The following is a 25256-nucleotide window of genomic DNA, read 5'->3' as shown; positions in this document are numbered from 1 at the left end:
CCTTTTTGCGATGGGTTGAAGGCTTTGATGATATTAGTCGCAAGGCTCGCCGCTGGCTAAAGTCATTGCTGATCCGCTTGGGGGAAGTCGCAGTGATGAGCGTGGTAATCGAAGGTTTGAACCAGTGGTCTTTCGGCCCGGGTGGTTGGTTGGCGATCGGCCTGGGCATCGCGCTGGCGTACATCGTGTTTGGCATCGCCGGTTTCGGCACGGCGCTGGTGGCGGGACCGATCCTGATCCTGTTCATGCCGTTGTCGAAAATCGTGCCGCTGTTGGTGCTGCTCGACTTTGTCGCGGCCTTCGGCAACCTGCTGCCATCGCGCAAGGACGTGGCCAAGCCGGAGCTGTTGCGCCTGCTGCCCTGCATGGCGCTGGGATGCACCTTGGGGGTGATCTTTCTGCTCAATCTCAAGTCCGATCTGCTGCTTCTATTAATGGGGCTGTTTATCAGTGCCTATGCCATCTACAGCTTGTGGGTGAAGGTACGCCCGGCTCAGTTGGCGGCCGGCTGGTCGGTGCCGATGGGAATAGTGGGAGGAATGTTTGGCGCCTTGTTCGGTAGTGGCGGCTTTTTATATGCCATTTACCTGAACAGTCGTTTGCCCAAGGACCCGGCACGGGCCACTCAAAGTGCGTTGATCAGTTGCAGTACCGTGGTGCGCTTGAGTCTGTTTGCCTTGGCCGGGGTCTATGCCGAGTTGCCGCTGTTGCTGTTGGCGGTGTGCTTTTTGCCGGCGATGGCGTTGGGTCTATGGGTGGGACGGCGCTTGACCATGAGGTTGTCCCGGGAGGCCTTTGTGCGCCTGGTGACCTGGCTGGTGCTGGCCAGTGGTGTTGCCTTGATCGGGCGCTTTCTGAGCACTTGACCTGCGGGGTTCAGGGATTAAGCTGCGGGCCTTTAAATTCGTTCGCCGGCAAGCCGGCTCCTACAATTGATGGTGGGGGCCGGCTTGCCGGCGAAAGCGTTCGTACTGTCCCGCACGTTTCAGGTTTATCCATGAACTCGCAAAGCATCCTCGTCCCGAAAATTTCCACCCTGCCGGTGCACGAGCCCCGGGCTCGGGCCATTGTGCGTTGGCTGGTGCGCAAGAACATCGTCGAGGAAACCCTGAGCACGTGCGGGCGCACCGGCAATCGCATGGGCCATGCGATTGCGCCGGGGGCACGGGAGGTGGTGCTGCGGCCGCAGGCGCTGCCCTTCGGCGAGCCGATCAATGGTCTGGAGATCATCACCAAGCGCTGCATCTATACCCCGGCCAAGGGCTTTCTCGAAGAAGCCGGCTGTGCCGAATGCCGCCAGGAAGTGGGTGAAGCGCTGTTCGAGAGCCTGGAAGACTGGATGCCGGGGCGCACCGATAACTTCACCTGTCCCGAGTGCGGTCATGAAGATGACATCAACGGCTTTCTGTTTCTTCAGGAATGCGGCTTTTCCAACTTGGGCTTTATCTTCAACAACTGGGCCGAAGCGGGTTTCAAACAGAGTTTTATCGACGAGTTCGCCGAGTGGCTGGATCAACCGATAAGTTGGGTCAAGGTCGAGTTGTAGCGCGCTGATATCTCCATCTATCACTCCAGTGATATTAGACAGAGTTTTACATTGAGCCCGGGTAGGTGTCTGAGTATAATGGCGCGCTTCCATTTTCCCGCCCGGGAGCCCCCGCGATGCTGCGTATCAGCCAAGAAGCCCTCACCTTCGACGACATCCTCTTAGTGCCCGGTTATTCCGAAGTACTGCCTAATGAAGTCAGTCTAAAGACCCGTTTGACCCGTGGCATCGAGCTGAATATTCCACTGGTTTCCGCCGCCATGGACACCGTCACTGAAGCCCGTCTGGCAATCGCCATGGCTCAGGAAGGCGGCATCGGCATCATCCACAAGAACATGACCATCGAGCAGCAAGCTGCCGAAGTGCGCAAGGTCAAGCGTTTCGAAGCCGGTGTGGTCAAAGACCCCATCACCATCGAAGCCGACGCCACCGTGCGTGACCTGCTCGAACTGACCAACATGCACAACATCTCCGGTGTGCCCGTGCTGCACAACGGCGATCTGGTGGGCATCGTGACTTCCCGCGACGTGCGTTTCGAAAGCCGTCTGGACGTCAGCGTCCGCGAAGTGATGACGCCTAAAGAGCGTCTGGTCACCGTCAAGGAAGGCGCCGACAAGACCGCCGTCCGTGAGCTGCTGCACAAGCATCGCATCGAGCGCGTGCTGATAGTCGACGACGCCTTCACCCTCAAGGGCATGATGACCGTCAACGACATCGAAAAAGCCAAGGCTTACCCACTGGCCAGTAAGGACGATCAAGGTCGTCTGCGTGTAGGCGCTGCGGTCGGTACTGGTAAAGACACCGGCGATCGCGTTGCAGCGCTGGTCAACGCCGGCGTCGACGTGGTGGTGGTCGACACCGCCCACGGTCACTCCAAAGGCGTGATCGACCGCGTTCGCTGGGTCAAAGAGAACTTCCCGCAAGTGCAGGTGATCGGCGGCAACATCGCCACTGGCGCTGCAGCCAAGGCCCTGGCCGAAGCCGGCGCCGACGCGGTCAAGGTCGGTATCGGCCCTGGCTCGATCTGCACCACCCGTATCGTTGCCGGTGTTGGCGTGCCGCAAATCAGCGCAATTGCCAATGTCGCAGCAGCACTGGTCGGCACGGGCGTTCCGCTGATCGCCGACGGCGGTATCCGTTTCTCCGGTGACCTGTCCAAGGCCATCGTGGCCGGTGCGTCCTGCGTGATGATGGGCTCGATGTTCGCTGGTACCGAAGAGGCGCCGGGCGAGATCGAACTGTTCCAGGGTCGTTCCTACAAGGCTTACCGTGGCATGGGTTCCCTGGGCGCCATGTCCCAGGCCCAGGGCTCTTCCGACCGTTACTTCCAGGACTCCTCCGCGGGTGCCGAGAAGCTGGTGCCGGAAGGGATCGAAGGTCGCGTGCCGTACAAGGGCTCCCTGACCGCGATCATCCATCAGCTGATGGGCGGCCTGCGTTCTTCCATGGGCTACACCGGTAGCGCCAACATCGAAGAAATGCGCACCAAGCCGGAGTTTGTCCGCATCACCGGCGCCGGCATGGCTGAATCCCACGTCCACGACGTGCAGATCACCAAGGAAGCGCCAAACTATCGCGTAGGTTGATAGTGATCGCCTCCAGGCCCAGGCCTGGAGGCGATTGACGAATTTAGTAACCGGGGCTGTGTTTTTCAGCCCCGTGTCGTTTCTGAAATTAGACGAGACTGACCATGGCCCTCGACATTCACGCCCACCGCATCCTGATCCTCGACTTCGGTTCCCAGTACACCCAATTGATCGCCCGCCGCGTGCGTGAAATCGGGGTCTACTGCGAACTGCATCCGTTCGACATGGACGACGAAGCGATCCGCGAATTCGCTCCCAAAGGCGTCATCCTCGCCGGCGGTCCCGAGTCCGTGCACGAAGCCAACAGCCCTCGCTGCCCACAAGCGGTGTTCGACCTGGGTGTTCCGGTCTTCGGCATCTGCTACGGCATGCAGACCATGGCCGAGCAAATGGGCGGCAAGGTCGAAGGTTCCGAGCTGCGCGAATTCGGTTATGCCCGGGTTGATGTGGTGGGCAAGAGCCGCCTGCTGGACGGCATCGAAGACCACGTTGACGCCGACGGCCTGTTCGGTCTCGACGTGTGGATGAGCCACGGTGACAAGGTCACCAAGATGCCAAAGGATTTCCACATCCTGGCCAGCACCCCGAGCTGCCCGATTGCCGGCATGTTCAACGACGACCTGCGCTACTACGGCGTGCAGTTCCACCCGGAAGTGACCCACACCAAGCAGGGCGGCCGCATCCTGTCGCGCTTCATCCTCGACATCTGCGGCTGTGAAGCGCTGTGGACCCCGTCGAAGATCGCCGAAGACGCCATTGCCCAGATCCGTGCCCAGGTCGGCACCGACAACGTCCTGCTGGGCCTGTCCGGCGGTGTCGACTCCTCGGTGGTCGCGGCCCTGCTGCACAAGGCCATCGGCGACCAGCTGACCTGCGTTTTCGTCGACAACGGCCTGCTGCGCCTGCACGAAGGCGAGCAAGTGATGGCCATGTTCGCCGAGAACATGGGCGTCAAGGTGATCCGCGCCAACGCCGAGGAGCAGTTCCTCAACAACCTGGCCGGCGAGTCGGACCCTGAGAAGAAGCGCAAGATCATCGGCCGTACCTTCATCGACGTGTTCGATGCCGAATCCTGCAAGCTGGAAAACATCAAGTACCTGGCCCAGGGCACCATCTACCCGGACGTGATCGAGTCGGCTGGCGCGAAAAGCGGCAAGGCCCACGTGATCAAGTCGCACCACAACGTGGGCGGCCTGCCGGAAGAAATGAACCTCAAGCTGGTTGAACCGCTGCGCGAGCTGTTCAAGGACGAAGTCCGCCGTCTGGGTCTGGAGCTGGGCCTGCCGTACGACATGGTCTACCGTCACCCGTTCCCGGGGCCGGGCCTGGGTGTGCGCATCCTGGGTGAAGTGAAGAAGGAATACGCCGACCTGCTGCGTCGCGCTGACCACATCTTCATCGAAGAACTGCGCAAGGCCGACTGGTACCACAAGGTCAGCCAGGCATTCGTCGTGTTCCAGCCGGTGAAATCCGTCGGCGTGGTCGGCGATGGCCGCCGTTACGCCTGGGTCGTGGCCCTGCGCGCGGTGGAAACCATCGACTTCATGACCGCCCGTTGGGCGCACCTGCCTTACGAGCTGCTGGAAACCGTCAGCGGCCGGATCATCAACGAAATCGAAGGCATCTCCCGCGTCACTTACGACGTGTCGAGCAAGCCGCCGGCAACGATCGAGTGGGAATGATCGGGGCCGAGTGATCGGCGCTTGATCCACTGGCTTTAACCAATGGCGATCGGGACCTTCGGGGATCGATCGCCATTGTCGTTTCTGCGGAGATTGAATCCGTTACACATCGGCATTTGTGTTGCAGAACCTTTAGAAACGCTGCTTTTTCACCTTCCGGCAATATCACGTAAGACATGTTCGGCGCTCTGCCCCGGGCTTCTCTCTACCCTTGGGTCTCCCCCCGCTGTTTTTGCTGCGGCTTGTTCGTGGCGCGGGTTTGATCGGATTGCATAAGGTTGTCAGTTGACAACCCTGCATGACTGACGATACTGGAGGCTATGGATGGCTCGTGCAACTCATCCCAAGAAGGACATTGAAATGGCTCTGCGCTACGCCGAATGGCAGGGCTGGCGAATCGAGGTCGGTGGTGGCCATGCGTGGGGGCGGATCTACTGCCCGTACAACAACGAAGTGTGCCGCTGCGGCGAGTTCTGCATCACCAGTGTCTGGCGTACGCCGAAGAACCCGACCCAGCACGCCCGGGCGCTATGCCGGGTGATCGACAACTGCACCGTGAATCAGCTGCGTGGGGCCAAGGCACCGGCAGCCCGTCAGGAGTAAGCACCATGGAATACCTGTTCACCCTCAACTATCTGCTGCCGCTGGAGGGCTGCGATCCGCTGCAACTGGTGGAGCGCCTCGGTGCGGCGGGCTGCACCGATGTTCTGGTCGGCACTGGTCTGGCCGGGCGCCTGGCCCTGGAGTTCAGTCGCGAGGCCGAGAGTGCCGAAGCGGCGCTGCTCAGTGCCCTGGGGGATATCAAGCGGATCATCCCCGAGGCGCGGCTGGTGGAGGCCAGCCCGGACTTTGTCGGCCTCAGCGAGATCGCCGAGATCGTCGGCGTGTCACGGCAGAACATGCGCAAGCTGATGCTCGGCCACGCCGACAGTTTTCCCCTGGCGATCCATGAGGGCAGCACCTCGCTGTGGCATCTGGCGGAGGTCCTGAGCTGGCTGGACAGCAAGGGCGGTTACCCTCTCAAGCACCCGGTGATCGAGGTGGCGCGGGTGGCACAGCAGGTGAACACCGCCAAGGAGTCGAAGCGCATCGGCCCCCTCAGCGGTGAGCTGGTGGCTCTGTTGGGCTGACGGGGTAGGGCTTAGCGCCGGGCCACGTCGGAGAAGTAGAACTTGTCCAGGGTGTGCCGAGATTCGGTGTACTCGAACTGCCGCCCGTCCTGGAGAAAGGTCTGGTTGCTCACCACGATCACATGGCTCTGGCCGTCCAGGTCGAGCAGTTGCTGGTCGTCCTTGCTCCGCGGGCTGGCCTCGATGGTGCGCTGGGCATAGCTGATGTTCAGTTGCAGGGTCTGTTCGATGTAGGCGTAGATCGAATGCTCGGCGATCTCTCGGTCCAGCCCCGGAATCAGCTCGGCGACAAAATGGTTGATGTCGAGAATCACCCGCTTGCCGTCGATTCGCCGCACGCGCTTGATCCGTGTGATCAGGCTGCCTTCTTGCGCCTGCAGATGGTTGCGCAGGGCGCCTTGCAGGGGGAACTGGCTGAACTCCACCACCTCGGTGCTGACGTCATCCCCCAGGCGTGGATAGGTTTCCTGGAAGCTGACGATGCCGCCCAGCTGGAACTCAATAGGGTTGGGCGAGAGCACGAAGGTGCCCTTGCCGTGGATCTTCTGCGCGAACCCCCGTTCCTGTAGCAGTTCGATGGCCTTGCGCACGGTGCCGCGGCTGGCCTGGTAGCTGTCCATCAGTTCGCTTTCCGAAGGCAGGCGGGCGCCACGCTCAAGACGTTCGGTGGTGATGCTGGCAAGCAGATCGCTGTAGATCTGGTTGTATTTGCTCATGGGATGGCTCTGTGCCGGACTGTGCTCAAGGCAGGCACCTTAAGGGCTGGACGGGGCATTTGTCCATGCGCCCTAGTGAGGCTTCCCGGCTGGAAAAAGCATGGCGCAGGGCCACGCCGGAAGAAAATTTCAAACTCGTCTGTACGAGTTATTGATTTAACTCGTACAGACGAGTAATTTGCCCCTCGGCGTGCTGCCAATAACAAAAATCTCAGGTGGAAGAACAAGCATGAGCCACGACTATTCAACAATCGCCAGCGAGTTGCTGCACAGCCTCGGTGGCGCCGACAACCTCGAACAGGCGGCCCATTGCGTGACCCGCCTGCGCCTGGCCCTCAAGGACCCGAGCCTGGTCGACAGCGCCACCCTCAACCAGATCGATCTGGTCAAGGGCTCGTTCTTCACCGGTGGCCTGTTCCAGGTGGTGATCGGCCCTGGCGAGGTAGAGAAGGTCTACGCCGCCCTGCGTGAGCAGACGGGCCTCGCGGTTTCCACCATTGCCGATGTGAAGCAGAAGGGCGCGGAAAAGACCAACGCCATGCAGCGTCTGGTGCGGGTGTTCTCCGATGTGTTCATGCCCATCCTGCCGGCCCTGATCATCGCCGGCCTGCTGATGGGGGTGAACAACCTGCTGGGCGCCAAGGGCATGTTCATCGAGGGCAAGACCCTGCTTGAGGCGTACCCGGGGCTGGATGGGCTCTGGAGCCTGATCAACCTGATGGCCAACACTTCCTTTGTATTCCTGCCGGCCCTGGTGGGCTGGTCGGCGGCCAAGCGCTTTGGCGGCAGCGAGATCCTCGGCATTGTCCTGGGGCTGATGCTGGTCCACCCGGACCTGCTCAATGCCTGGAACTATGGCAAGGCGGTGGCCGGGTTGGACGGCCAGAGCCTGCCGTACTTCGATATCTTCGGTCTGTTCCAGATCGAGAAGGTCGGCTATCAGGGGCAGATCCTGCCGATCCTGCTGGCGGCCTATGTGATGAGCGTGATCGAAAAATGGCTGCGCGCCCGGGTGCCCAACGCCATCACCCTGCTGGTGGTACCCATCACCACCATCGTGGTCACCGGCGTACTGGCCCTGGCGATCATCGGGCCGGTGACCCGGCACCTGGGAATCCTCATCACCGAAGGCGTGGTCACCCTGTTCGACCTGGCTCCTGTGCTCGGGGGCGCCATCTTCGGCCTGCTCTACGCACCGCTGGTGATCACTGGCATGCACCACATGTTCCTGGCCGTCGACCTGCAACTGATCGCCACCCAGGGCGGCACCTTTATCTGGCCGATGATCGTCATGTCCAACCTGGCCCAGGGCAGCGCGGCCCTGGCGGTGTTCACCATGAGCCGCAACGCTCGTGATCGCAGCATGGCCTCGACCTCGGCGATTTCCGCCTACTTCGGCATCACCGAGCCGGCGATGTTCGGCGTCAACCTGCGCTACAAGTTTCCCTTCTACGCCGCGCTGATCGGCTCGGCCCTGGGCAGCATCTTTCTCTCGCTGAACAAGGTCCAGGCTTCGGCCATTGGTGTCGGTGGGTTACCGGGGTTCATCTCGATCATTCCCCAGTACATCCCGACGTTCGTGATTGGCATGGTCATCGCCCTGGTGGTGCCCTTCGTCCTGACCTGCGGCCTGAGCCTGAAGATCATCCGCCCCGGCTACCGAGTGGCCTGACCGGCCTTGTCGGCGCCGGCTCGCCGGCGAATGCCCTCGCACTTTCCAAAGGATTCCCCCATGCAAGACTGGCAGCGTTCGGTGATCTACCAGATCTACCCGAAAAGTTTTCACAGCCACCAAGGCCAGGCCACCGGTGACCTGCTGGGTGTGGTGGACAAGCTCGACTACCTGCACTGGCTGGGGGTCGATTGCCTGTGGCTGACCCCGTTCCTGCGCTCGCCGCAACGGGACAACGGCTATGACATCAGCGACTACTACGCCATCGATCCCAGCTACGGCAGCATGGCCGACTGCGAGTTGCTGATCGCCGAAGCCGGCAAGCGCGGGATCAAGCTGATGCTGGATATCGTGGTCAACCACACTTCCATCGAGCACGCCTGGTTCCAGCAGGCCCGCAGCAGCCTGGACAACCCCTACCGGGATTTCTACATCTGGCGCGATGAGCCCAATAACTGGGAATCCAAGTTCGGTGGCTCCGCCTGGGAATACGAGGCCCAGACCGGGCAGTACTACCTGCACCTGTTCGATCACACCCAGGCCGACCTCAACTGGGACAACCCCCAGGTGCGTGCCGAAGTGTTCAAGATGATGCGCTTCTGGCGCGACAAGGGCGTCGGTGGCTTCCGTCTCGATGTGATCAACCTGATCTCCAAACCAGCGGATTTCCCCGAGGATCAGAGCGACGGCCGCCGCTTCTATACCGACGGTCCCAACGTGCACCAGTACCTGCAGGAAATGCATCGGGAAGTGTTCGCCGGGCACGATCTGGTGAATGTGGGCGAGATGTCCTCCACCCGCCTGGAACACTGCATTCGCTATTCCCATCCGGAGTCGAAGGAGCTGTCGATGACCTTCAACTTCCATCACCTGAAGGTGGACTACCCCAACCAGCAGAAGTGGCTGCGGGCCGATTTCGACTTCCTCGAACTCAAGCGCATCCTCTCCGACTGGCAAACCGGCATGCAGGCCGGTGGCGGCTGGAATGCGCTGTTCTGGTGTAACCACGACCAGCCGCGGGTGGTCTCGCGCTTTGGCGACGACGGTGAGCACCGGGTGGTGTCGGCGAAGATGCTGGCCACCGCGCTGCACCTGCTCCAAGGCACGCCTTTCGTCTATCAGGGCGAAGAGCTGGGCATGACCAATCCGCACTTCGAGCGGATCGAGCAGTACCGCGATGTCGAGACCCTGAACATCCACCGCCTCAAGCGCGAGGCCGGTGAAGAACCGCAGGCCATCATGGCGGCGATCCAGCAGAAGTCCCGGGACAACGGGCGCACGCCGATGCAGTGGAATGCCGGGATCAATGCCGGTTTCAGCAGCGCCGAGCCCTGGATCGGGATACCGGCCAACGCCAGCCAGATCAATGTCGAGGCCCAGCTCGATGACCAGGATTCGGTGCTGCATCACTATCGCCGGCTGATCGCTTTGCGCCGCCATGAGGCGCTGATCCAGCACGGCCTCTATCGCCAGTTGCTGCCCGAACATCGGCAGATCTGGGCCTATGTACGCGAGGGCGACGGCGAGCGCCTGCTGGTGGTGAACAACTTCTACGGCTCGCCGTGTGAGGTCGAGTTGCCGGAAGCGGTGATCAGCACCGGCATGCAACAGCGCCTGCTGATCAGCAACTACCCGGACCACGAGCCGCGCAGCCAGCACTTGCACCTGCGGCCTTACGAGTCCTTCGTCCTGCACCTGACCCTGTAGGAGCCGGCTTGCCGGCGAACCGGGCCAGGCGATCTTTCTGGCCCGGCGCATGCGCCGCCAAGCCGGTTCCGATGAATCCAAACAACACAATAAAAATAATGCGGTGGCTTATGAAAACAACAATAAATCGCGCTCTGGCGGCGTCCTGCCTGTGTCTGGCCTTGCCCTTGCCGGCCCAGGCCCTGGAGTTTGCCGGGTACCTACGCAGCGGCCTGGGGACCTCGGTGAACAGCGGCTCGCAGTCCTGCTTCCAGTTGCCCGGCGCGCAGTCCAAGTACCGCCTGGGCAACGAGTGTGAGCAGTACGCCGAGCTTGAGCTGCGCCAGGACCTGTACACCCTGGAAGATGGCTCGGTGCTCAGCGTCGACGGCATGGCGTCGCTCTACAACCGCTACGACCGCAACCTGAGCTTCCAGGGCGAGAACGGCTCGGCGCGCATGCCGCAGATGTACGCCCAGTGGTCGAACCTGCCCAGCCTCAATGGCGGCTCGCTGTGGGCCGGGCGCCGTTACTACAAGCGTAACGACATCCATATTTCCGACTTCTACTACTGGAACCAGAGCGCCACCGGCGGCGGGGTCGAGGACGTGCGCATCGGCGATCTGAAGTACAGCTACGCCTTTTCCCGCAAGGACAACCTCTACCAGAAGCAGGCCGTGAGCCGTCACGACTTCAACGTTGCCGGTTTCCAGACCAACCCCGGCGGCGAGCTGGAGTTGGGCCTGAGCTACCTGGAAAAGCCCGATCGCCGTGGTGCCCACAATGGCTGGGCGATCACCACCCAGCATGTGCAGAAAGATTTTTTCGGCGGCAAGAACAAACTGGCCCTGCAATACGGTGAGGGCCCCGGTACCGGCCTGGGCTACACCGGCAATCCCTACCTGGATGACGGCAACAAGAGCTATCGCCTGGTGGAATTCTTCGACTGGCAGGTCACCCCGCGCTTCGGCGGCCAGGTCGAGGCGGTCTATCAGAAGGACATCCGCCCCGACGGCCAGGACCAGAACTGGATCTCCCTGGGCGTGCGCCCGGCCTATGCCATCACCGAGCAGTTCAAGCTGGTGACCGAGTTTGGCCACGATCAGGTGGAAGCGCCCGGGGGCACCCGCAAGCTCAGTAAATTTACCTTCGCGCCCACCTGGTCACCCAAGGGACCGGACTTCTGGGCCCGGCCGGAGGTGCGCCTGTACTACACCTATGCCAGCTGGAACGAGGCCGCCAAACGCGCGGCCAATGAGCTGGCGGCCGGTTCCGCGCTGTCCGACAGCGGTGTGTTCGGCAGCGCCCGGCACGGTGCGAACGTCGGTTTGCAGGTCGAGTACTGGTGGAAATAAGCGATGCTGTCGGGGCTCGCGCTCCATCGGCACTTCAAGGAATCATTAGCAGGTGACGTCATGGCCATAACCCAACCCTTGCAATTGCTCGCGCCCCTGTCCGGGGTGCTGCTGCCCCTGGACCAGGTCCCGGACCCGGTGTTTTCCAGCCGGGTGATCGGTGACGGGCTGTGCATCGACCCGACTTCCCAGATCCTCTGCGCGCCGCTGTCCGGGGTGGTCAGCAACCTGCAGCGCAGCGGCCATGCGCTGAGCATTACCGGCGAGCAGGGCCAGCAGGTGCTGATGCACATCGGGCTGGACACGGTGAGCCTGGCGGGCAAGGGCTTCACCTGCCTGATCGAGGAAGGTCAGCAGGTCTCGGCTGGCCAGCCGCTGATCGAGTTCGACGCTGACTACCTGGCCCTGCATGCCCGCAGCCTGTTGACCCTGATGCTGGTGGTCAGTGGCGAAGCGGTGACGGGGCTGGTGTCCGACAGCCTGCTGGTGGAGCTGGGACAGCCGGTGTTACAGATCGAGCCCGCCTCCGCAGAGGAAGGTGCCAAGGCCGAGGACGCTGAAGCTGAGGCGCTGTTTTCCAAACCGCTGATCCTCGGCAACCCCCAGGGCCTGCATGCGCGCCCGGCGGCTTTGCTGGCCCAGGCCGCCAAGGGCTTTGCCGCGAATATCTGTCTGCACCGGCGCCAGGACTCGGCCAATGCCAAGTCCCTGGTGTCGATCATGGCCTTGCAGACGGTGCAAGGCGATGTCTTGCAGGTCAGTGCCGCAGGTGCGGATGCCGAGCAGGCGATCCAGGTTCTGGTGGAACTGTTGGCCTCGGGTTGTGGCGAGAAAGTCAGTGCTGCGGCGCCGAGTCTTGCGCCGCTAGCGGCGCGGGATGAGTCGTTGGAGACGGTTCTGCGGGGAGTCTGTGCGTCACCGGGTTCGGCGGTCGGCCAGGTGCTGCAGGTGGCTGAACAGCGCCTGCAGATAAAGGAGTGGGCGGCGAACCCGCAGCAGGAGCGCGAAGTGCTTGAGCGCGCTTTGGGGGAGGCGGTCCGGGACCTGCAGCAGCTGCGGGACAATGCCCGGGGTGGCGCGCAGCAGGAAATCTTTCGGGCCCACCAGGAGCTCCTAGACGATCCGAGTCTGTTGCAGCAGGCCGAGGCCCTGATCGTCACCGGCAAGAGCGCTGCCTTTGCCTGGAACCGTGCCATCGAGGCCACCGCCGAGCTGTTCAAGGGCCTGGGCAGTACGCTGTTGGCTGAGCGCGCGGTGGATCTGGCGGACGTCGGCCAACGGGTGCTCAAGCGGATGCTCGGGGTGCAAGAGCATGCCCTGAGCTTGCCGGATCAGGCCATTCTGATTGCCGAGCAACTGACCCCCTCGCAGACCGCCAGCCTGGACACGGCCAAGGTGCTGGGATTTGCCACCGTTGGCGGCGGCGCCACCAGCCACGTTGCGATCCTCGCCCGGGCCCTGGGCCTGCCGGCGATCTGTGGCCTGTCGTCCCGGGTCCTGTCCCTGGCCAACGGCACCCGGGTTCTGCTGGATGCCGATCGCGGCGAATTGCATACGGACCCGGACCCTCAGCGTCTGCAGCAACTGGAGGCCCTGCGTCAGCAGCAACGCCTGCGCCAGCGTCAGGACCTGGCCCAGGCGGCGCAACCGGCGGTGACCCGCGATGGTCATCATCTGGAGGTCACGGCCAACATTGCCTCTCTGGCGGAGGCCGAGCAGGCAATGAGCCTGGGCGGCGAAGGCGTCGGCCTGTTGCGTTCGGAGTTCCTCTACCAGGACCGCAGCCACGCCCCGAGCGCCGAGGAGCAGGCCGAAACCTATCTGGCCATTGCCCAGGCCCTGGGGCCGACGCGCAATCTGGTGGTGCGGACCCTGGACGTGGGCGGCGACAAGCCTCTGGCCTATGTGCCCATGGACAGCGAAGCCAACCCCTTTCTCGGCCTGCGGGGTATCCGCCTGTGCCTGGAGCGTCCCGAACTGCTGCGGGAGCAGTTCCGGGCGATTCTCGCCAGCGCCGGGCAGGCCCGCCTGCACATCATGTTGCCGATGGTCAGCCAACTGGCGGAGCTGCGTCAGGCGCGCCAATTGCTCGATGACGAGGTTCAGGCCCTGGGCCTGGCGGAGCGGCCCAAGTTGGGCATCATGATCGAGGTGCCTTCGGCGGCCCTGATGGCAGACCGCTTTGCTCCAGAGGTGGATTTCTTCTCCATCGGCACCAACGACCTGACCCAGTACACCCTGGCCATGGACCGTGATCATCCGCGCCTGGCCAGCCAGGCCGACAGCTTCCATCCGTCAGTGCTGCGCCTGATCGCGCGCACGGTGCAGGCCGCCCATGCCCACGGCAAGTGGGTCGGCGTCTGCGGTGCACTGGCTTCCGAGACCCTGGCGGTGCCGCTGTTGCTGGGCCTGGGAGTAGACGAGCTGTCGGTGAGCGTGCCGCTGATTCCCGCCATCAAGGCCCGGGTGCGGGAGTTGGATCTGAGCGAGTGCCAGGCCTTGGCAGCGCGGATCATCGATCTGGAAGACGCGGTTCAGGTACGTGAATGCCTGCAACGGCAGCAAGTCGCCGCCGACTCACTGGTTCTGGAGAACTGAAGATGTTCGAGAAATTGCAACGGGCGTTCTGGAAGGCCCTGACTCCAGACCTGATCCCTGATCAGCCGAAGGCCCCCCAGGCCAAGGGCAGTGTTCTGAATGACGCGATGCTGGCGGCGCTGGGTGGCAGCGCCAACATCAAGAGCCAGCAACCATTGGCCCTGACCCGCCTGCGCCTGGAACTGCACGATCCGCAGTTGCTGGACAGCAGCGCCCTGCGCGTGGCGGGGGTGCCGGCAGTGATGCCCCTGGCCGGTGGTGTGGTGCATCTGCTGTTGGGATTGCAGGGCTGAGGGGCTTGTTCGCTGGCAAGCCGGCTCCTGCAAGAGCAACGGGCTTGCCAGCGAGCGCACCCTCGAAAACACCCATCGTTTCCCCGTCCCGCCTGCGTCCGGTCGCCGCGCCGGCCTTACTGTTTCTCAACTGCGGGTGTATCGTATTCGCCTTTTGCGGGCCTGGGCCCGCCGCGGATACGTGAGGTAGTTGAGTCCATGTCCTTTACCCGTCGACAAATACTCGGTGGTCTGGCCGGTCTGGTAGTGGTGGGCGTGGGAGCGGGTGGCGCCTCACGCTACTGGCTGGGGAAAATGGCCGACGCTGAAGCGGGCCACGACTACGAGCTGATCGCGGCGCCGCTGGATGTGGAACTGGTGCCAGGGCACAAGACTGAAGCCTGGGCTTTCGGGCCATCGGCACCGGGCACCGAACTGCGGGTACGCCAGGGCGAGTGGCTGCGGGTGCGCTTCATCAACCACCTGCCCGTGGCCACCACCATCCACTGGCACGGCATCCGCCTGCCCCTGGAAATGGACGGTGTGCCTTATGTCTCGCAACTGCCGGTGCTGCCCGGCGAATACTTCGACTACAAATTCCGCGTACCGGATGCCGGTAGCTACTGGTATCACCCCCATGTGAACAGCAGCGAAGAACTGGGCCGCGGCCTGGTGGGCCCGCTGATCGTCGAAGAGCGCGAACCCACCGGTTTCCAGTATGAGCGCACCCTGAGCCTGAAAAGCTGGCACGTGGACGAAGAGGGCGCGTTCGTCTCCTTCAGCATCCCCCGGGAAGCGGCGCGGGGCGGCACGGCCGGGCGCCTGTCCACCATCAACGGCGTGTCCCAGGCGGTGATCGACCTGCCGGCCGGGCAGATTACTCGGGTGCGTCTACTCAACCTGGACAACACCCTGACCTACCGCATCAACATCCCCGATGTCGAAGCGCAGATCTATGCACTGGATGGCAACCCCATCGAGCCGCGTCCTTTGGGCAAGGAATACTGGCTGGGGCCGGGCATGCGCATCTGCCTGGCGATCAAGGCGCCGGCGGCGGGGCAGGAGCTGTCCCTGCGCAACGGTCCGGTGCGCCTGGGCACCTTGCGTTCGGTGGCCAACAACGATGCGCCGACCCAGTGGCCGCCAGCCCTGCCGGCCAACCCGGTGGCCGAGCCGGATCTCGACAACGCCGAGAAGCTCAACTTCAATTTCGAGTGGGTTGGCTCGGTCTCGGTGAACGTGGACAATGGCCAGCCGCCGAGCCTGTGGCAGATCAACGGCCAGGCCTGGGACATTACCGACAAGACCTGCGCCGACCGCCCGATTGCCACGTTGAAAAAGGGCAAGAGCTACATTTTCGAATTGAAGAACATGACTCAGTACCAACACCCGATCCACTTGCACGGCATGAGCTTCAAGGTCATCGCCTCGAACCGCAAGAAGATCACTCCCTACTTCACCGACACCTACCTGCTGGGCAAGAACGAGCGTGCCCGCGTGGCGCTGGTGGCGGATAACCCTGGGGTCTGGATGTTCCACTGCCACGTGATCGACCACATGGAAACCGGTCTGATGGCCGCCATCGAGGTGGCGTGATGCGTCAGATACGCCCGGCGCCGATCATCGACCGCAGCCGCGACCAGGACTTCATGCGCGAAGCCCTGGCCCTGGCCGCCCAAGGCGCAGCCCTGGGGGAAGTGCCGGTGGGCGCGGTGCTGGTATTGGATGGTGAGATTATCGGCCGCGGTTACAACTGCCCCATCAGCGGCAGCGACCCCAGCGCCCACGCCGAGATGGTGGCGATCCGCGCGGCGGCCCAGGCGGTGAGCAATTACCGGCTGCCCGGCAGCACCCTGTACGTGACCCTGGAGCCTTGCAGCATGTGCGCCGGGTTGATCGTCCATTCGCGCATTGCCCGCGTGGTGTACGGCGCGTTGGAACCCAAGGCGGGCATCGTGCAGAGCCAGGGTCAGTTCTTCACCCAGGGCTTTCTCAATCATCGAGTGCTGTACGAGGGCGGGGTGTTGGCCGAAGAGTGCGGCACGGTGCTGAGCGAGTTCTTCAAGGCGCGTCGAGCGCGCTGATCGCAAACCGGCCCGCGGCCTGCACAAAACCGTAGGAGCCGGCTTGCCGGCGAACAGGCCCTTGAGCCTTGCGCCGCTTTGGCGGGCGCGTTCGCTGGCAAGCGGAACGCCGCCCGGCCAGCTCCTACAGGAGGAGGGCGGTGCCTATTTTCTGGCGACAATCACCGCGCGCATCGGTGCCGGCAGGCCTTCGATGGTCTTGCTGTGGTCATTGGGGTCGAGGAAATCGCTGAGGGACTGGTACTTCATCCACTCGGTGCCGCGCTGCTCCTCGATGCTGGTCACGCTCACATCCACGCAGCGCACGTCGCTGAACCCGGCGCGCCGCAGCCATAGCTCCAGGGCCGGCACCGAGGGCAGGAACCACACATTGCGCATCTGCGCGTAGCGGTCTTCCGGCACCAGCACCTGATGCTGATCGCCTTCCACCACCAGGGTTTCCAGCACCAGTTCGCCACCCTTGACCAGGCAGTCCTTGAGCGCCAGCAGATGCTCGATGGGCGAACGCCGGTGGTAGAACACCCCCATGGAAAATACGGTGTCGAAACCTTCCAGGTTGGCCGGCAGGTCTTCGAAGGGGAATGGCAGGTGCCACACCGACGGCTCCGACAAGTAGCGCTGCACCGCCTGGAACTGGCAGAAGAACAGCCAGTTGGGGTCCACGCCAATCACGCTATGGGCGCCGGCGCCGAGCATGCGCCACATGTAGTAGCCATTGCCGCAGCCGACATCGAGGATGCGTTTGCCTTCAAGGTTCAGGTGCGGTGCGACCCGCGACCATTTCCAGTCCGAACGCCATTCGGTATCCACGTGCACGCCGAACAGGTCGAACGGGCCCTTGCGCCACGGTGACAGGCCCATCAGTGCGGTACGCATCTGCGCCCGGGTGGCGTCGTCGCAGTCGGTGTCCAGGCGCAGGCCGTTGATCAGGTCGACTTCGCTAGGTTGGATCTTCGGCAATGCGTCAAGGGCGCTCTGCCAGCGCTCCAGGTCGCCATGGCCCTTTTCCATCTTGGCATCGAGCTGGGCTTGCAGGCCGTTGGCCCATTCGGCCAGGGGCGTGCCCGCCAGACGGCGAGCGAGGGGAGACAGATCAATCATGGCAGGGCAATCAACGAGGCAAAATTAAGACACTGGAACCACGGCACGACTTTCGAGAACCCGGCGGCCAGCAGGCGTTCGCGGTGTTCTTCGAGGCTGTCGGGCTTCATGACGTTTTCGATGGCGCTGCGCTTCTGGGCAATTTCCAGTTCGCTGTAGCCGTTGGCGCGTTTGAAGGCGATGTGCAGGTCGGTGAGCAGGGCGTGTTCCTCGGTGTCGTTGAAGCGCAGCTTCTCCGAGAGGATCAGCGCGCCGCCGGGCAGCAACGACTGGCGGATGCGTCCGAGCAGGGCCAGGCGTTGCACCGGGGCGATGAACTGCAGGGTGAAGTTCAAAGCCACCACCGAGGCCGGCTGGAACTCCAGGGCCAGGATATCGCCTTCGATCACCTGCACCGGCAGCAACTCCTGGAACATCGAATCCTGGCCGTTGAGGTATTCCCGGCAACGCTCGACCATGGCCGCCGAATTGTCCACGGCGATCACCCGGCAACCGTCGCTGCGCACATGGCGGCGCAGGGCCTGGGTCACCGCGCCCAGGGATGAGCCCAGGTCGTAGAGCACGCTGTTGGGCTGAGCGAACTGCGCGGCCAGCACCCCGAGGTTCTCGACAATGGTCGGGTAACCCGGCACCGAGCGCTTGATCATGTCCGGGAACACCCGCACCACATCCTCGTTAAAGGCGAAGTCGGGCACCTGGGCCAGGGGCTGGGCGAATAGGCGGTCGGGTTCTTTGCTCACGGCATTTCCAGCGATGGAGATAAAAAGAGGGCGGCATTGTAGCCGCTGCCGCAGGCTGCGATAAGGCCCGCAGGGCCTTCAGGAGCGCAAGGGCGACGCAAGGTGTGATGCTGTTCGCCGGCAAGCCGGCTCCTACAGATTGTAGGGACCGGCCTGTCGGCGAAGGTAGGTCAGCGCGGCTTCTGGCTGAACGCCGAAGCGGCGATACCCCACTGGCCCAGCCAGTAGAAAATGATGATCAAGTAGGGCGCGGCATCGAAGGCCACCACGAAGCGGCTGATGCCAATCAGGCTGTCGGAGAAGGCAAAGCTCAAGGCGCCCACCGCGGCCAGGGCCGCCGAGCGCGCAGGCACTGTCGAGCCCAGGCGTGCCAGGGCGCGCCAGAGCATGGCGCTGATGGTCAGGGCGTAGACGATCACCGGGATCAGCAGCGGGCCCAGGCCGTGGGAAATCAGGATGCTCAACAGCCCCGCGCCAATGGCCAGTGCCACCACCATCGGCAACAGCGCCAGGCGCCGACAGTCGCAGAGATAGGCCTTGAGGTAGGCCAGGTGCGCCACCAGAAACGCCCCGAGGCCGAACACGAACAGGTCCGAAGGCCAGGCCAACAGCACGTCCCCCAGCACTGAGAACAACAGGCCAATGGCGATCCAGCGGCGATAGTCCCCCGGCGGCGCATCGTGCAACCAGCCCAGCAGGGCCAGTACCGGCAACGGCTTGACCAACAGGCAGAGCAACGTGGCGTGCACGCTGATCCCGTAGATGAAGGCGGCGGCGCCCATTAGCGCAAGAATCAGCCAGCCCATGTCAGTTGACCGTGATCGAGCAGTCGAAGGCTTTTACCGGTGCTTCTTCCGGTGCCCAGGGTTGCTGATAGGTCAGCAGCAGTCGGCCCTGGCCGCTGGCGAACGCCTGGAAACGCCAGGTGGATTGACCACCGCTGCCCACCAGACCGGTGTTCTCGGGATTGCTGTAGACCTCGGGGCTGACCTTGCGCAGGATGCCGCCGGCCGAATCCTGGATTGCCCAGCGATAGCCCGTGGTGGGATTGCTGGGCAGGGTCAGGGTCAGGGTTTGCCCGTTGTGCAATTGCAGGGGGCATTGGCTCTGGTTTTCCACGGTGACGTTTTGCTTGGGCTGGCTGGCGCAGGCGGCCAGCAGGGCGAGGCTGAGCAGGGCAAGCAGGCGAGGTGCGGACATGGGTCAGGAAGCTCCGATCATTCGTGACGAACGGCGAGCATAACTGAAGATGATGGTCGGTGTGGGTCGGGGGACGGAGGTTGGCGCTTATGGCCTGTTCGCCGGCACGCCGGCTCCTACAAGGGACAACCTGTAGGAGCCGGCTTGCCGGCGAAGGGATTTAGAACAGTACCTTGGCCACGTCGGCAAAACGCTTGGCGAAATGCACGGTGATGCCTTCCTTGAGGTAGTCCGGCAGTTCCTCGAAATGCCCGCGGTTGGGCTCCGGCAGGATCAGCTCAAAGATCTTCTGGCGCCGCGCCGCGATGACTTTCTCCCGCACCCCGCCAATGGGCAGCACGTGGCCGGTGAGGGTCAGCTCGCCGGTCATGGCCACGCCTTTTTTCGGCGGCTGGTTGCGTGCCAGGGACAGCAGGGCGCTGGCCATGGTCACCCCGGCACTCGGGCCATCCTTGGGCGTGGCACCTTCAGGAACGTGCAGGTGGACGAAGGCTTCGTCGAAGAACTTGCTGTCGCCGCCGAACTGCTTGAGGTGCGAACTGACGTAGCTGTAGGCGATCTCTGCCGACTCTTTCATCACATCCCCCAACTGACCGGTGAGCTTGAAACCACGGTTGTGGGTATGAATCCGCGTCGCCTCGATGGGCAGGGTCGCGCCGCCCATGCTGGTCCAGGCCAGGCCGGTGATGACTCCGGTGCCACTCAGGACCTGCTCGTTGCGGAACACCGGCATGCCCAGGGAGGCCTCCAGGTCCTTGGGCCCGATCTTGATGTTTGCATCCGGCTCGTCCAGCAGCTTGACCACCGCTTTGCGCACCAGTTTGCCCAGTTGTTTCTCCAGTTGGCGCACCCCGGCTTCCCGGGCGTAACTGTCGATCACGGCGCGCAGGGCACTGTCGCTGATGCTCAGGCTGCTCTTGGCTACACCGGCTTTCGTCAACTGCTTGGGCCACAGGTGGCGCTTGGCGATGGCGAGTTTTTCCTCGGTGATGTAACCCGACAGGCGAATCACTTCCATGCGGTCGAGCAGCGGCCCGGGGATCGAGTCCAGGGTGTTGGCGGTGCACACGAACAACACCTTGGACAGGTCCATGCGCAGGTCCAGGTAATGGTCGAGGAAGTCGACGTTCTGCTCCGGATCGAGGGTCTCCAGCAGGGCTGAGGCCGGGTCGCCCTGGTAGCTCTGGCCCATCTTGTCGATCTCGTCGAGCATGATCACCGGGTTCATCACCTCCACTTCCTTGAGGGCCTGCACCAGCTTGCCCGGCTGGGCGCCGATGTAGGTACGGCGGTGCCCCTTGATCTCGGCTTCGTCGCGCATGCCGCCGACACTGAAGCGATAGAACGGCCGCCCCAGGGATTCGGCAATGGACTTGCCGACACTGGTCTTGCCCACGCCCGGCGGGCCTACCAGCAGTACGATGGAGCCGCTGATCTCGCCCTTGTAGGCGCCCACCGCGAGGAATTCGAGGATGCGGGTCTTGATGTCATCGAGCCCGGCGTGGTGCTGGTCGAGCACTTTGCGCGCGTGCTTGAGGTCGAGCTTGTCCTCGCCGTAGACGCCCCAGGGCACAGCGGTGGCCCATTCCAGGTAGTTGCGGGTCACGGCGTATTCCGGCGAGCCGGTTTCGAGGATCGACAGCTTGTTCATTTCCTCGGTGATGCGCTTCTGCGCCTGGGCCGGCAGGACCTTGCCGCTCAGTCGCTGCTCGAACTGTTCCAGGTCGGCGCTGCGGTCATCCTTGGTCAGTCCCAGCTCCTGCTGGATCACCTTGAGCTGTTCCTTGAGGAAGAATTCGCGCTGGTGCTCGCCGATCTTGCGGTTGACCTCGGCGGAGATCTCTTTCTGCAGGCGCGCGACCTCGACTTCCTTGCGCAGCATCGGCAGGACTTTCTCCATGCGCTTGAGCATCGGCACGCAGTCCAGCACCTCCTGCAACTCGTTGCCGGTGGCGGAAGTCAGGGCGGCGGCGAAGTCGGTCAGGGGCGAAGGGTCGTTGGGGCTGAAGCGGTTGAGGTAGTTCTTCAGTTCTTCGCTGTACAGCGGATTGAGGGGCAGCAGCTCCTTGATCGCGTTGATCAGCGCCATGCCGTAGGCCTTGACCTCGTCGGTGGGTTCGCTGGGCTGGTGCGGGTATTCGACTTCCACCAGGTAGGGCGGCCGGTGGTGTTTGAGCCAGGTGCGGATGCGTACCCGGGTCAGGCCCTGGGCGACGAATTGCAGCTTGCCGTTCTCGCGGCTGGCGTGGTGGACCTTGACCAGGGTGCCGTACTCCGGCAACGCGGATGTATCGAAGTGGCGCGGGTCTTCCTGGGGGGTATCCATGAAAAACAGGGCCAGGGAGTGGTGGTCGGATTGGCTTACCAGCTCCAGGGTTTCGGCCCAGGGTTCTTCGTTGACAATCACCGGCAGCACCTGCGCCGGGAAGAAGGGACGATTGTGAATCGGCATGATGTAGACCTTGTCCGGCAGATTCTGCCCGGGCAGGGCCAGGCCGGTGCCATGGGCACTGGGCTGTTCGGTATTTTCCGGATCGAGGTACTCACGTGGATCTTCGGGAAATGCTTGCTGGTCGCTCATGAAGGCTCCTGCGCGATGGGCTATGCAGGTTAGATGGGGCAGGTCGAGACGGGTTTCAATGGGAAACTGGTTTCAGCTTTTTTCCGAGCGGCCCTCAACTGTCCGTTGAGGCTCTGTCCAGACGTGTGGTGTGGACGCTGTGGACGTATTGGACGGCGTTGACGGACATCAAATGTCAATAAAATGACTTGGATGTCACCTGTTTTATTGCGTGATCTTCTACAGTTTGAGGATTAATCTGAGTGTCCGGAATGTCGGAGTGAAATCGGCATTTATTTGACGCGCGCATTCGGCTTCTTAGAGGGATGGGTATGAAGAACGGATTTTTCAGCTCCCGGCGGCCGTCACCCGCGCAGGTGCTTTTCCGGCCCGGCGGGCGATCGGAGTGGATGAGAGCAGCCCTATGAAGTGGCGCCGAACCTTTCAGGCAAGGATTGTCGGGGTGCTGGCGCTGTTGCTGTTGGTGCTGATTGGCGCGGTGTACTTTGCGGTGAAGACCGCCACTACTCACGCAGTGGAGAAGCAGGCGCAATTGCAATTGAAGATCGGCACTCGCGTGTTCGAGCGCCTGCTCGACCTGCGGGGCCGCAATCTGCAATACGGTATCGACTGGCTGGTGGTGGATTCGGAGTTTCACCGCGCTGTGGTCAGCGGCAAGCCGGTGGACATCCTCGCGTCCCTGGCGCAGTACCGTGGGGGTATTCGTTCCAGCGAGATGTTCGTGCTCAGTCCCGAGGGACGGGTAATCGCCAGTACGCTGGCGGACATTGCCAGGGGGCAGCCGTTTCCCTATGACCGGGCGTTGCGCCGAGCGCAGCGGCACGACACTCACATGCTGTTCGTTGCGATCAAAGGCCGCCCCTATCTGTTGGTGCAAGGTGAAGTGCTGGATTCGCTGCCCGTTGCCCGGGTGGTGATGGGCTTTCCCATGGATGAGCTGTTCGCCCGGGAACTGCGTTCCATGAGCAACCTGGAAGTCTCATTCCTGACCGTTGACGGCGAGCACCCCGGAGAGTTGTTCAGCACCCAGCCGGAGTTCTTCTGGTCGCCGATCATCAATGTCCTGCGTGACTCGTTGTGGCAGTCCCTGCCGCAGATGAGCGAAACCCATGGCCAACGCTTTCTCAACCAGGCACTGCAACTGGCCAATACCGGGGATGCCCACGATCCACGGGTCATGGTCTTGTTGCAGAGCCCCCTGGAACAGGCACTGCAAGCCTTTGCGCCACTGGACCGGGAGTTCCTGTGGATCGCCATGGTGGCGCTGGTGATTTCCCTGGTCTTTGCCCTGTTGATGGCTCGGCGGGTTTCGCGGCCCCTGGAAGACCTGGCCCAGGCTGCCCGACGTATCGGTGCCGGCAACTATCAGGCCACGGTGGCCATCAAGCGCAGCGACGAGTTCGGTGTGCTGGCGGATGCCTTCAACGCCATGCAGAGCGCCATTGCCACCCGTGAGCGGCAACTGGCCCACAACGCCCTGCATGATCCTCTGACCGGGCTGCCCAATCGGGCCCTGGCCATCGAGCGCCTGAGCCAGGCCATCGCTGCCCGGCGCAACGTGGTGTTGCTGTACCTGGGGATCGACAACTATCGGGCGATCAACGAAGGCTTTGGCAATGAAGGGCTGGAGCAGATGATGGGGGAACTGAGCCGGCGGCTGCGTGATGTGCTGTCCCAGGGCGATACCGCGGCGCGGATCACCGCCAGCGAGTTCCTCCTGCTGCTGGAAAACACCGAGCTCGATGGCGCCATTGCCATGGCCGACCGCCTCCATGACCTGTTGAGCCGACCCCAGCTGATTCAGGGGGATGAGGTACGGCGCCAGATCTGCATGGGCATGGCGGTGTATCCCGCCGACGGCAAGTCCGCCGAAGAGCTGATCAGCCGTGCCGCGATCGCCCGCCACGACGCAGCGCTCAACCCCGGTTACCTGCAGGTCTACCAGCAAGACCGCGACCTGGCTCATCAGCGCCAGATCAGCCTGATCCGTGACCTGCGTCGCGCCGCCGCCGATGGCGAGCTGTTCCTGCTGTATCAGCCCAAGCTGGATCTGCGCCGGGATTACCTGCACCAGGCCGAAGCCCTGCTGCGTTGGCGGCATCCGGTATTTGGTGTGGTGTCGCCGGCGGAGTTCATTCCCCTGGCCGAGCGCACCGGCAGCATGCACAGCCTGACGTCCTGGGTCATCGAGGCTTGCATTCGCCAGTTGGCGGAGTGGAACCGCCGGGCTTTTCCCGTGCGCCTGTCGCTGAACATCTCCGCCAGCGACCTGGAGGACGACGGCCTGGAAGTCCGGGTCAGCCAGTGCCTGGAGCGCTATCAGGTGGCCGCTGAGCAACTGGTGTTCGAGATCACCGAGAGCGCCATCATGCGCCATCCGGAACAGTCGCTGGCGGTGCTGCAGCGCTTGCGTGGCTGCGGCATCAGTCTGTCGGTGGATGATTTTGGCACCGGCTATTCATCCCTGGCCCAGTTGCAGCGTCTACCGGTGCAGGAGTTGAAGATCGACCAGTCCTTTATCCGCAACCTGGACGAAACCAGCGGTGATGCGGTGATCGTGCGCTCAACCATCGAAATGAGTCACAAGCTGGGGCTCAAGGTGGTGGCCGAAGGGGTGGAGTTCGAGCATTGCCTGAAACTGCTGGAAAGCTGGGGCTGCGACACGGTCCAGGGTTACCTGATCAGCCGGCCGTTGCCCGCCGAGGCCTTCGAGCATTGGATGTTGAAGTCTCGGGTGTCCAGCTGAAGGGGCTGGATGGCCGGCGGGGAGCCGGCATCCAGGGTTGGGGCTTTCAGAGGGTGGCCGACTCGGCCTTGGTCAGCAGGCTGTGCAGCTCCGGCTCGATGCCTTCTTCACTGAGGTTGTCCATGATTTCCAGGATACAGGGCGCATAGCGCTGCTCGATGGCAGCTTGCGCCCAGTCCAGCTCATAGACCGCCATGACCCGTACATCCAGGTAAGGCGAGTCTGCCAGCAGGCGTTTCAACAAGGCGATGGCCGGTGCCGTTCGCAACTCGCCCAGGGAGACGGCGCAGCGGTGCTGCCAGTACTCGGGCCGGGACAGCAGTGTCTCGCCGAGCCGTTGCCATTGCGCCGGGGTAAAGGCGTGAAGCACGCCCTTGGCCACCTGTTCGGTGGTGTATTCGTTCCAGTTGGTGGCTTCCGAGTCACCGAACCAGTGGTGCAACCGATCAAATAGTTCATCACGTTCATCCGTATTCATGATGTTTTTCTCCTGCGTGGGGCGGCCGCGCCAGCACGCTGTTCCTGGCGTGCCGCCCAATGCCATGGCGTTTATACAGGCGT

General features: G+C 62.9%; 21 protein-coding genes. 14 read left to right on the top strand and 7 right to left on the bottom strand.

Annotated elements, in window-relative coordinates; genetic code table 11:
- Window positions 1-95 precede the first annotated feature (95 nt).
- From WIN67_RS24515 to WIN67_RS24490, 6 genes are all read left to right on the top strand, one after another.
- Window positions 96-866, top strand: a complete 771-nt coding sequence (locus tag WIN67_RS24515) for a sulfite exporter TauE/SafE family protein (protein WP_339070143.1) — start codon at window positions 96-98, stop codon at window positions 864-866.
- A 131-nt stretch (window positions 867-997) separates the two neighbouring features.
- A complete protein-coding gene (locus WIN67_RS24510; protein ID WP_102880800.1) occupies window positions 998-1546 on the top strand; it encodes a sugar ABC transporter ATPase in 549 nt (182 codons plus the stop codon).
- 116 nt (window positions 1547-1662) lie between these two features.
- On the top strand, window positions 1663-3132 hold the full coding sequence (gene guaB, locus WIN67_RS24505) for an IMP dehydrogenase (RefSeq protein ID WP_016968318.1): 1470 nt from the start codon (window positions 1663-1665) through the stop codon (window positions 3130-3132).
- Window positions 3133-3236: 104 nt separating this feature from the next.
- Window positions 3237-4814: a glutamine-hydrolyzing GMP synthase gene (guaA, locus tag WIN67_RS24500; RefSeq protein ID WP_102860414.1), complete on the top strand. Its 1578-nt coding sequence runs from the start codon at window positions 3237-3239 to the stop codon at window positions 4812-4814.
- A 324-nt stretch (window positions 4815-5138) separates the two neighbouring features.
- Window positions 5139-5417, top strand: coding sequence for a hypothetical protein (locus WIN67_RS24495; protein ID WP_102880799.1), 279 nt, complete (start codon window positions 5139-5141; stop codon window positions 5415-5417).
- Between the two features lie 5 nt (window positions 5418-5422).
- On the top strand, window positions 5423-5944 hold the full coding sequence (locus tag WIN67_RS24490) for a helix-turn-helix transcriptional regulator (RefSeq protein WP_016968315.1): 522 nt from the start codon (window positions 5423-5425) through the stop codon (window positions 5942-5944).
- 11 nt (window positions 5945-5955) lie between these two features.
- Here WIN67_RS24490 and treR read toward each other — a convergent pair whose 3' ends face one another.
- Window positions 5956-6660, bottom strand: coding sequence for a trehalose operon repressor (gene treR, locus WIN67_RS24485; protein ID WP_110597127.1), 705 nt, complete (start codon window positions 6658-6660; stop codon window positions 5956-5958).
- Window positions 6661-6889: 229 nt separating this feature from the next.
- On the opposite strand from treR, the gene treP reads away from it, so the two are divergent.
- From treP to tadA, 7 genes are all read left to right on the top strand, one after another.
- Window positions 6890-8332 (top strand): PTS system trehalose-specific EIIBC component, encoded by a 1443-nt coding sequence (gene treP, locus WIN67_RS24480; RefSeq protein ID WP_102880797.1) that lies wholly within the window; start codon window positions 6890-6892, stop codon window positions 8330-8332.
- 60 nt (window positions 8333-8392) lie between these two features.
- Window positions 8393-10039, top strand: a complete 1647-nt coding sequence (gene treC / locus WIN67_RS24475) for an alpha,alpha-phosphotrehalase (protein WP_306396530.1) — start codon at window positions 8393-8395, stop codon at window positions 10037-10039.
- A gap of 110 nt (window positions 10040-10149) precedes the next feature.
- A complete protein-coding gene (locus tag WIN67_RS24470) occupies window positions 10150-11373 on the top strand; it encodes a maltoporin (RefSeq protein WP_213665895.1) in 1224 nt (407 codons plus the stop codon).
- 60 nt (window positions 11374-11433) lie between these two features.
- Window positions 11434-13971 (top strand): phosphoenolpyruvate--protein phosphotransferase, encoded by a 2538-nt coding sequence (gene ptsP, locus WIN67_RS24465; RefSeq protein ID WP_339070142.1) that lies wholly within the window; start codon window positions 11434-11436, stop codon window positions 13969-13971.
- A 2-nt stretch (window positions 13972-13973) separates the two neighbouring features.
- Window positions 13974-14264, top strand: a complete 291-nt coding sequence (locus WIN67_RS24460) for a PTS transporter subunit EIIB (RefSeq protein WP_102880793.1) — start codon at window positions 13974-13976, stop codon at window positions 14262-14264.
- A 198-nt stretch (window positions 14265-14462) separates the two neighbouring features.
- Window positions 14463-15839: a multicopper oxidase family protein gene (locus WIN67_RS24455; RefSeq protein ID WP_102880792.1), complete on the top strand. Its 1377-nt coding sequence runs from the start codon at window positions 14463-14465 to the stop codon at window positions 15837-15839.
- Window positions 15839-16327 carry a tRNA adenosine(34) deaminase TadA gene (gene tadA / locus WIN67_RS24450; protein WP_110597123.1) on the top strand — a complete coding sequence of 163 codons (489 nt, stop codon included), beginning with the start codon at window positions 15839-15841 and terminating at the stop codon, window positions 16325-16327. The genes WIN67_RS24455 and tadA overlap by 1 nt, the downstream gene beginning before the upstream one ends.
- 144 nt (window positions 16328-16471) lie before the next feature.
- On the opposite strand, the gene cmoB is transcribed toward tadA, so the two are convergent.
- The 5 genes from cmoB to lon form a co-directional block, all read right to left on the bottom strand.
- Window positions 16472-17428 carry a tRNA 5-methoxyuridine(34)/uridine 5-oxyacetic acid(34) synthase CmoB gene (cmoB, locus tag WIN67_RS24445; protein ID WP_102880790.1) on the bottom strand — a complete coding sequence of 319 codons (957 nt, stop codon included), beginning with the start codon at window positions 17426-17428 and terminating at the stop codon, window positions 16472-16474.
- Window positions 17425-18168: a carboxy-S-adenosyl-L-methionine synthase CmoA gene (gene cmoA, locus WIN67_RS24440; RefSeq protein ID WP_339070141.1), complete on the bottom strand. Its 744-nt coding sequence runs from the start codon at window positions 18166-18168 to the stop codon at window positions 17425-17427. The genes cmoB and cmoA overlap by 4 nt, the downstream gene beginning before the upstream one ends.
- A gap of 170 nt (window positions 18169-18338) precedes the next feature.
- Window positions 18339-18974 (bottom strand): lysoplasmalogenase, encoded by a 636-nt coding sequence (locus WIN67_RS24435; RefSeq protein WP_339070140.1) that lies wholly within the window; start codon window positions 18972-18974, stop codon window positions 18339-18341.
- Between the two features lies 1 nt (window position 18975).
- Window positions 18976-19368, bottom strand: coding sequence for a protease inhibitor I42 family protein (locus tag WIN67_RS24430; protein WP_102860427.1), 393 nt, complete (start codon window positions 19366-19368; stop codon window positions 18976-18978).
- A 160-nt stretch (window positions 19369-19528) separates the two neighbouring features.
- Window positions 19529-21949, bottom strand: coding sequence for an endopeptidase La (lon, locus tag WIN67_RS24425; protein ID WP_102880787.1), 2421 nt, complete (start codon window positions 21947-21949; stop codon window positions 19529-19531).
- A gap of 403 nt (window positions 21950-22352) precedes the next feature.
- Here lon and WIN67_RS24420 point away from each other — a divergent pair, with 403 nt between their 5' ends.
- Window positions 22353-24695, top strand: a complete 2343-nt coding sequence (locus WIN67_RS24420) for a putative bifunctional diguanylate cyclase/phosphodiesterase (protein ID WP_339070139.1) — start codon at window positions 22353-22355, stop codon at window positions 24693-24695.
- Between the two features lie 46 nt (window positions 24696-24741).
- Here WIN67_RS24420 and WIN67_RS24415 read toward each other — a convergent pair whose 3' ends face one another.
- Complete coding sequence (locus tag WIN67_RS24415; RefSeq protein ID WP_102880785.1) at window positions 24742-25173, bottom strand: hypothetical protein; 432 nt, start codon at window positions 25171-25173, stop codon at window positions 24742-24744.
- Between the last annotated feature and the right edge of the window lie 83 nt (window positions 25174-25256).

The sequence above is a fragment of the Pseudomonas idahonensis genome, assembly GCF_037903935.1.
GTDB classification, from domain to species: domain Bacteria; phylum Pseudomonadota; class Gammaproteobacteria; order Pseudomonadales; family Pseudomonadaceae; genus Aquipseudomonas; species Aquipseudomonas danubii.
This window is presented reverse-complemented; position numbering and strand designations above follow the sequence as displayed.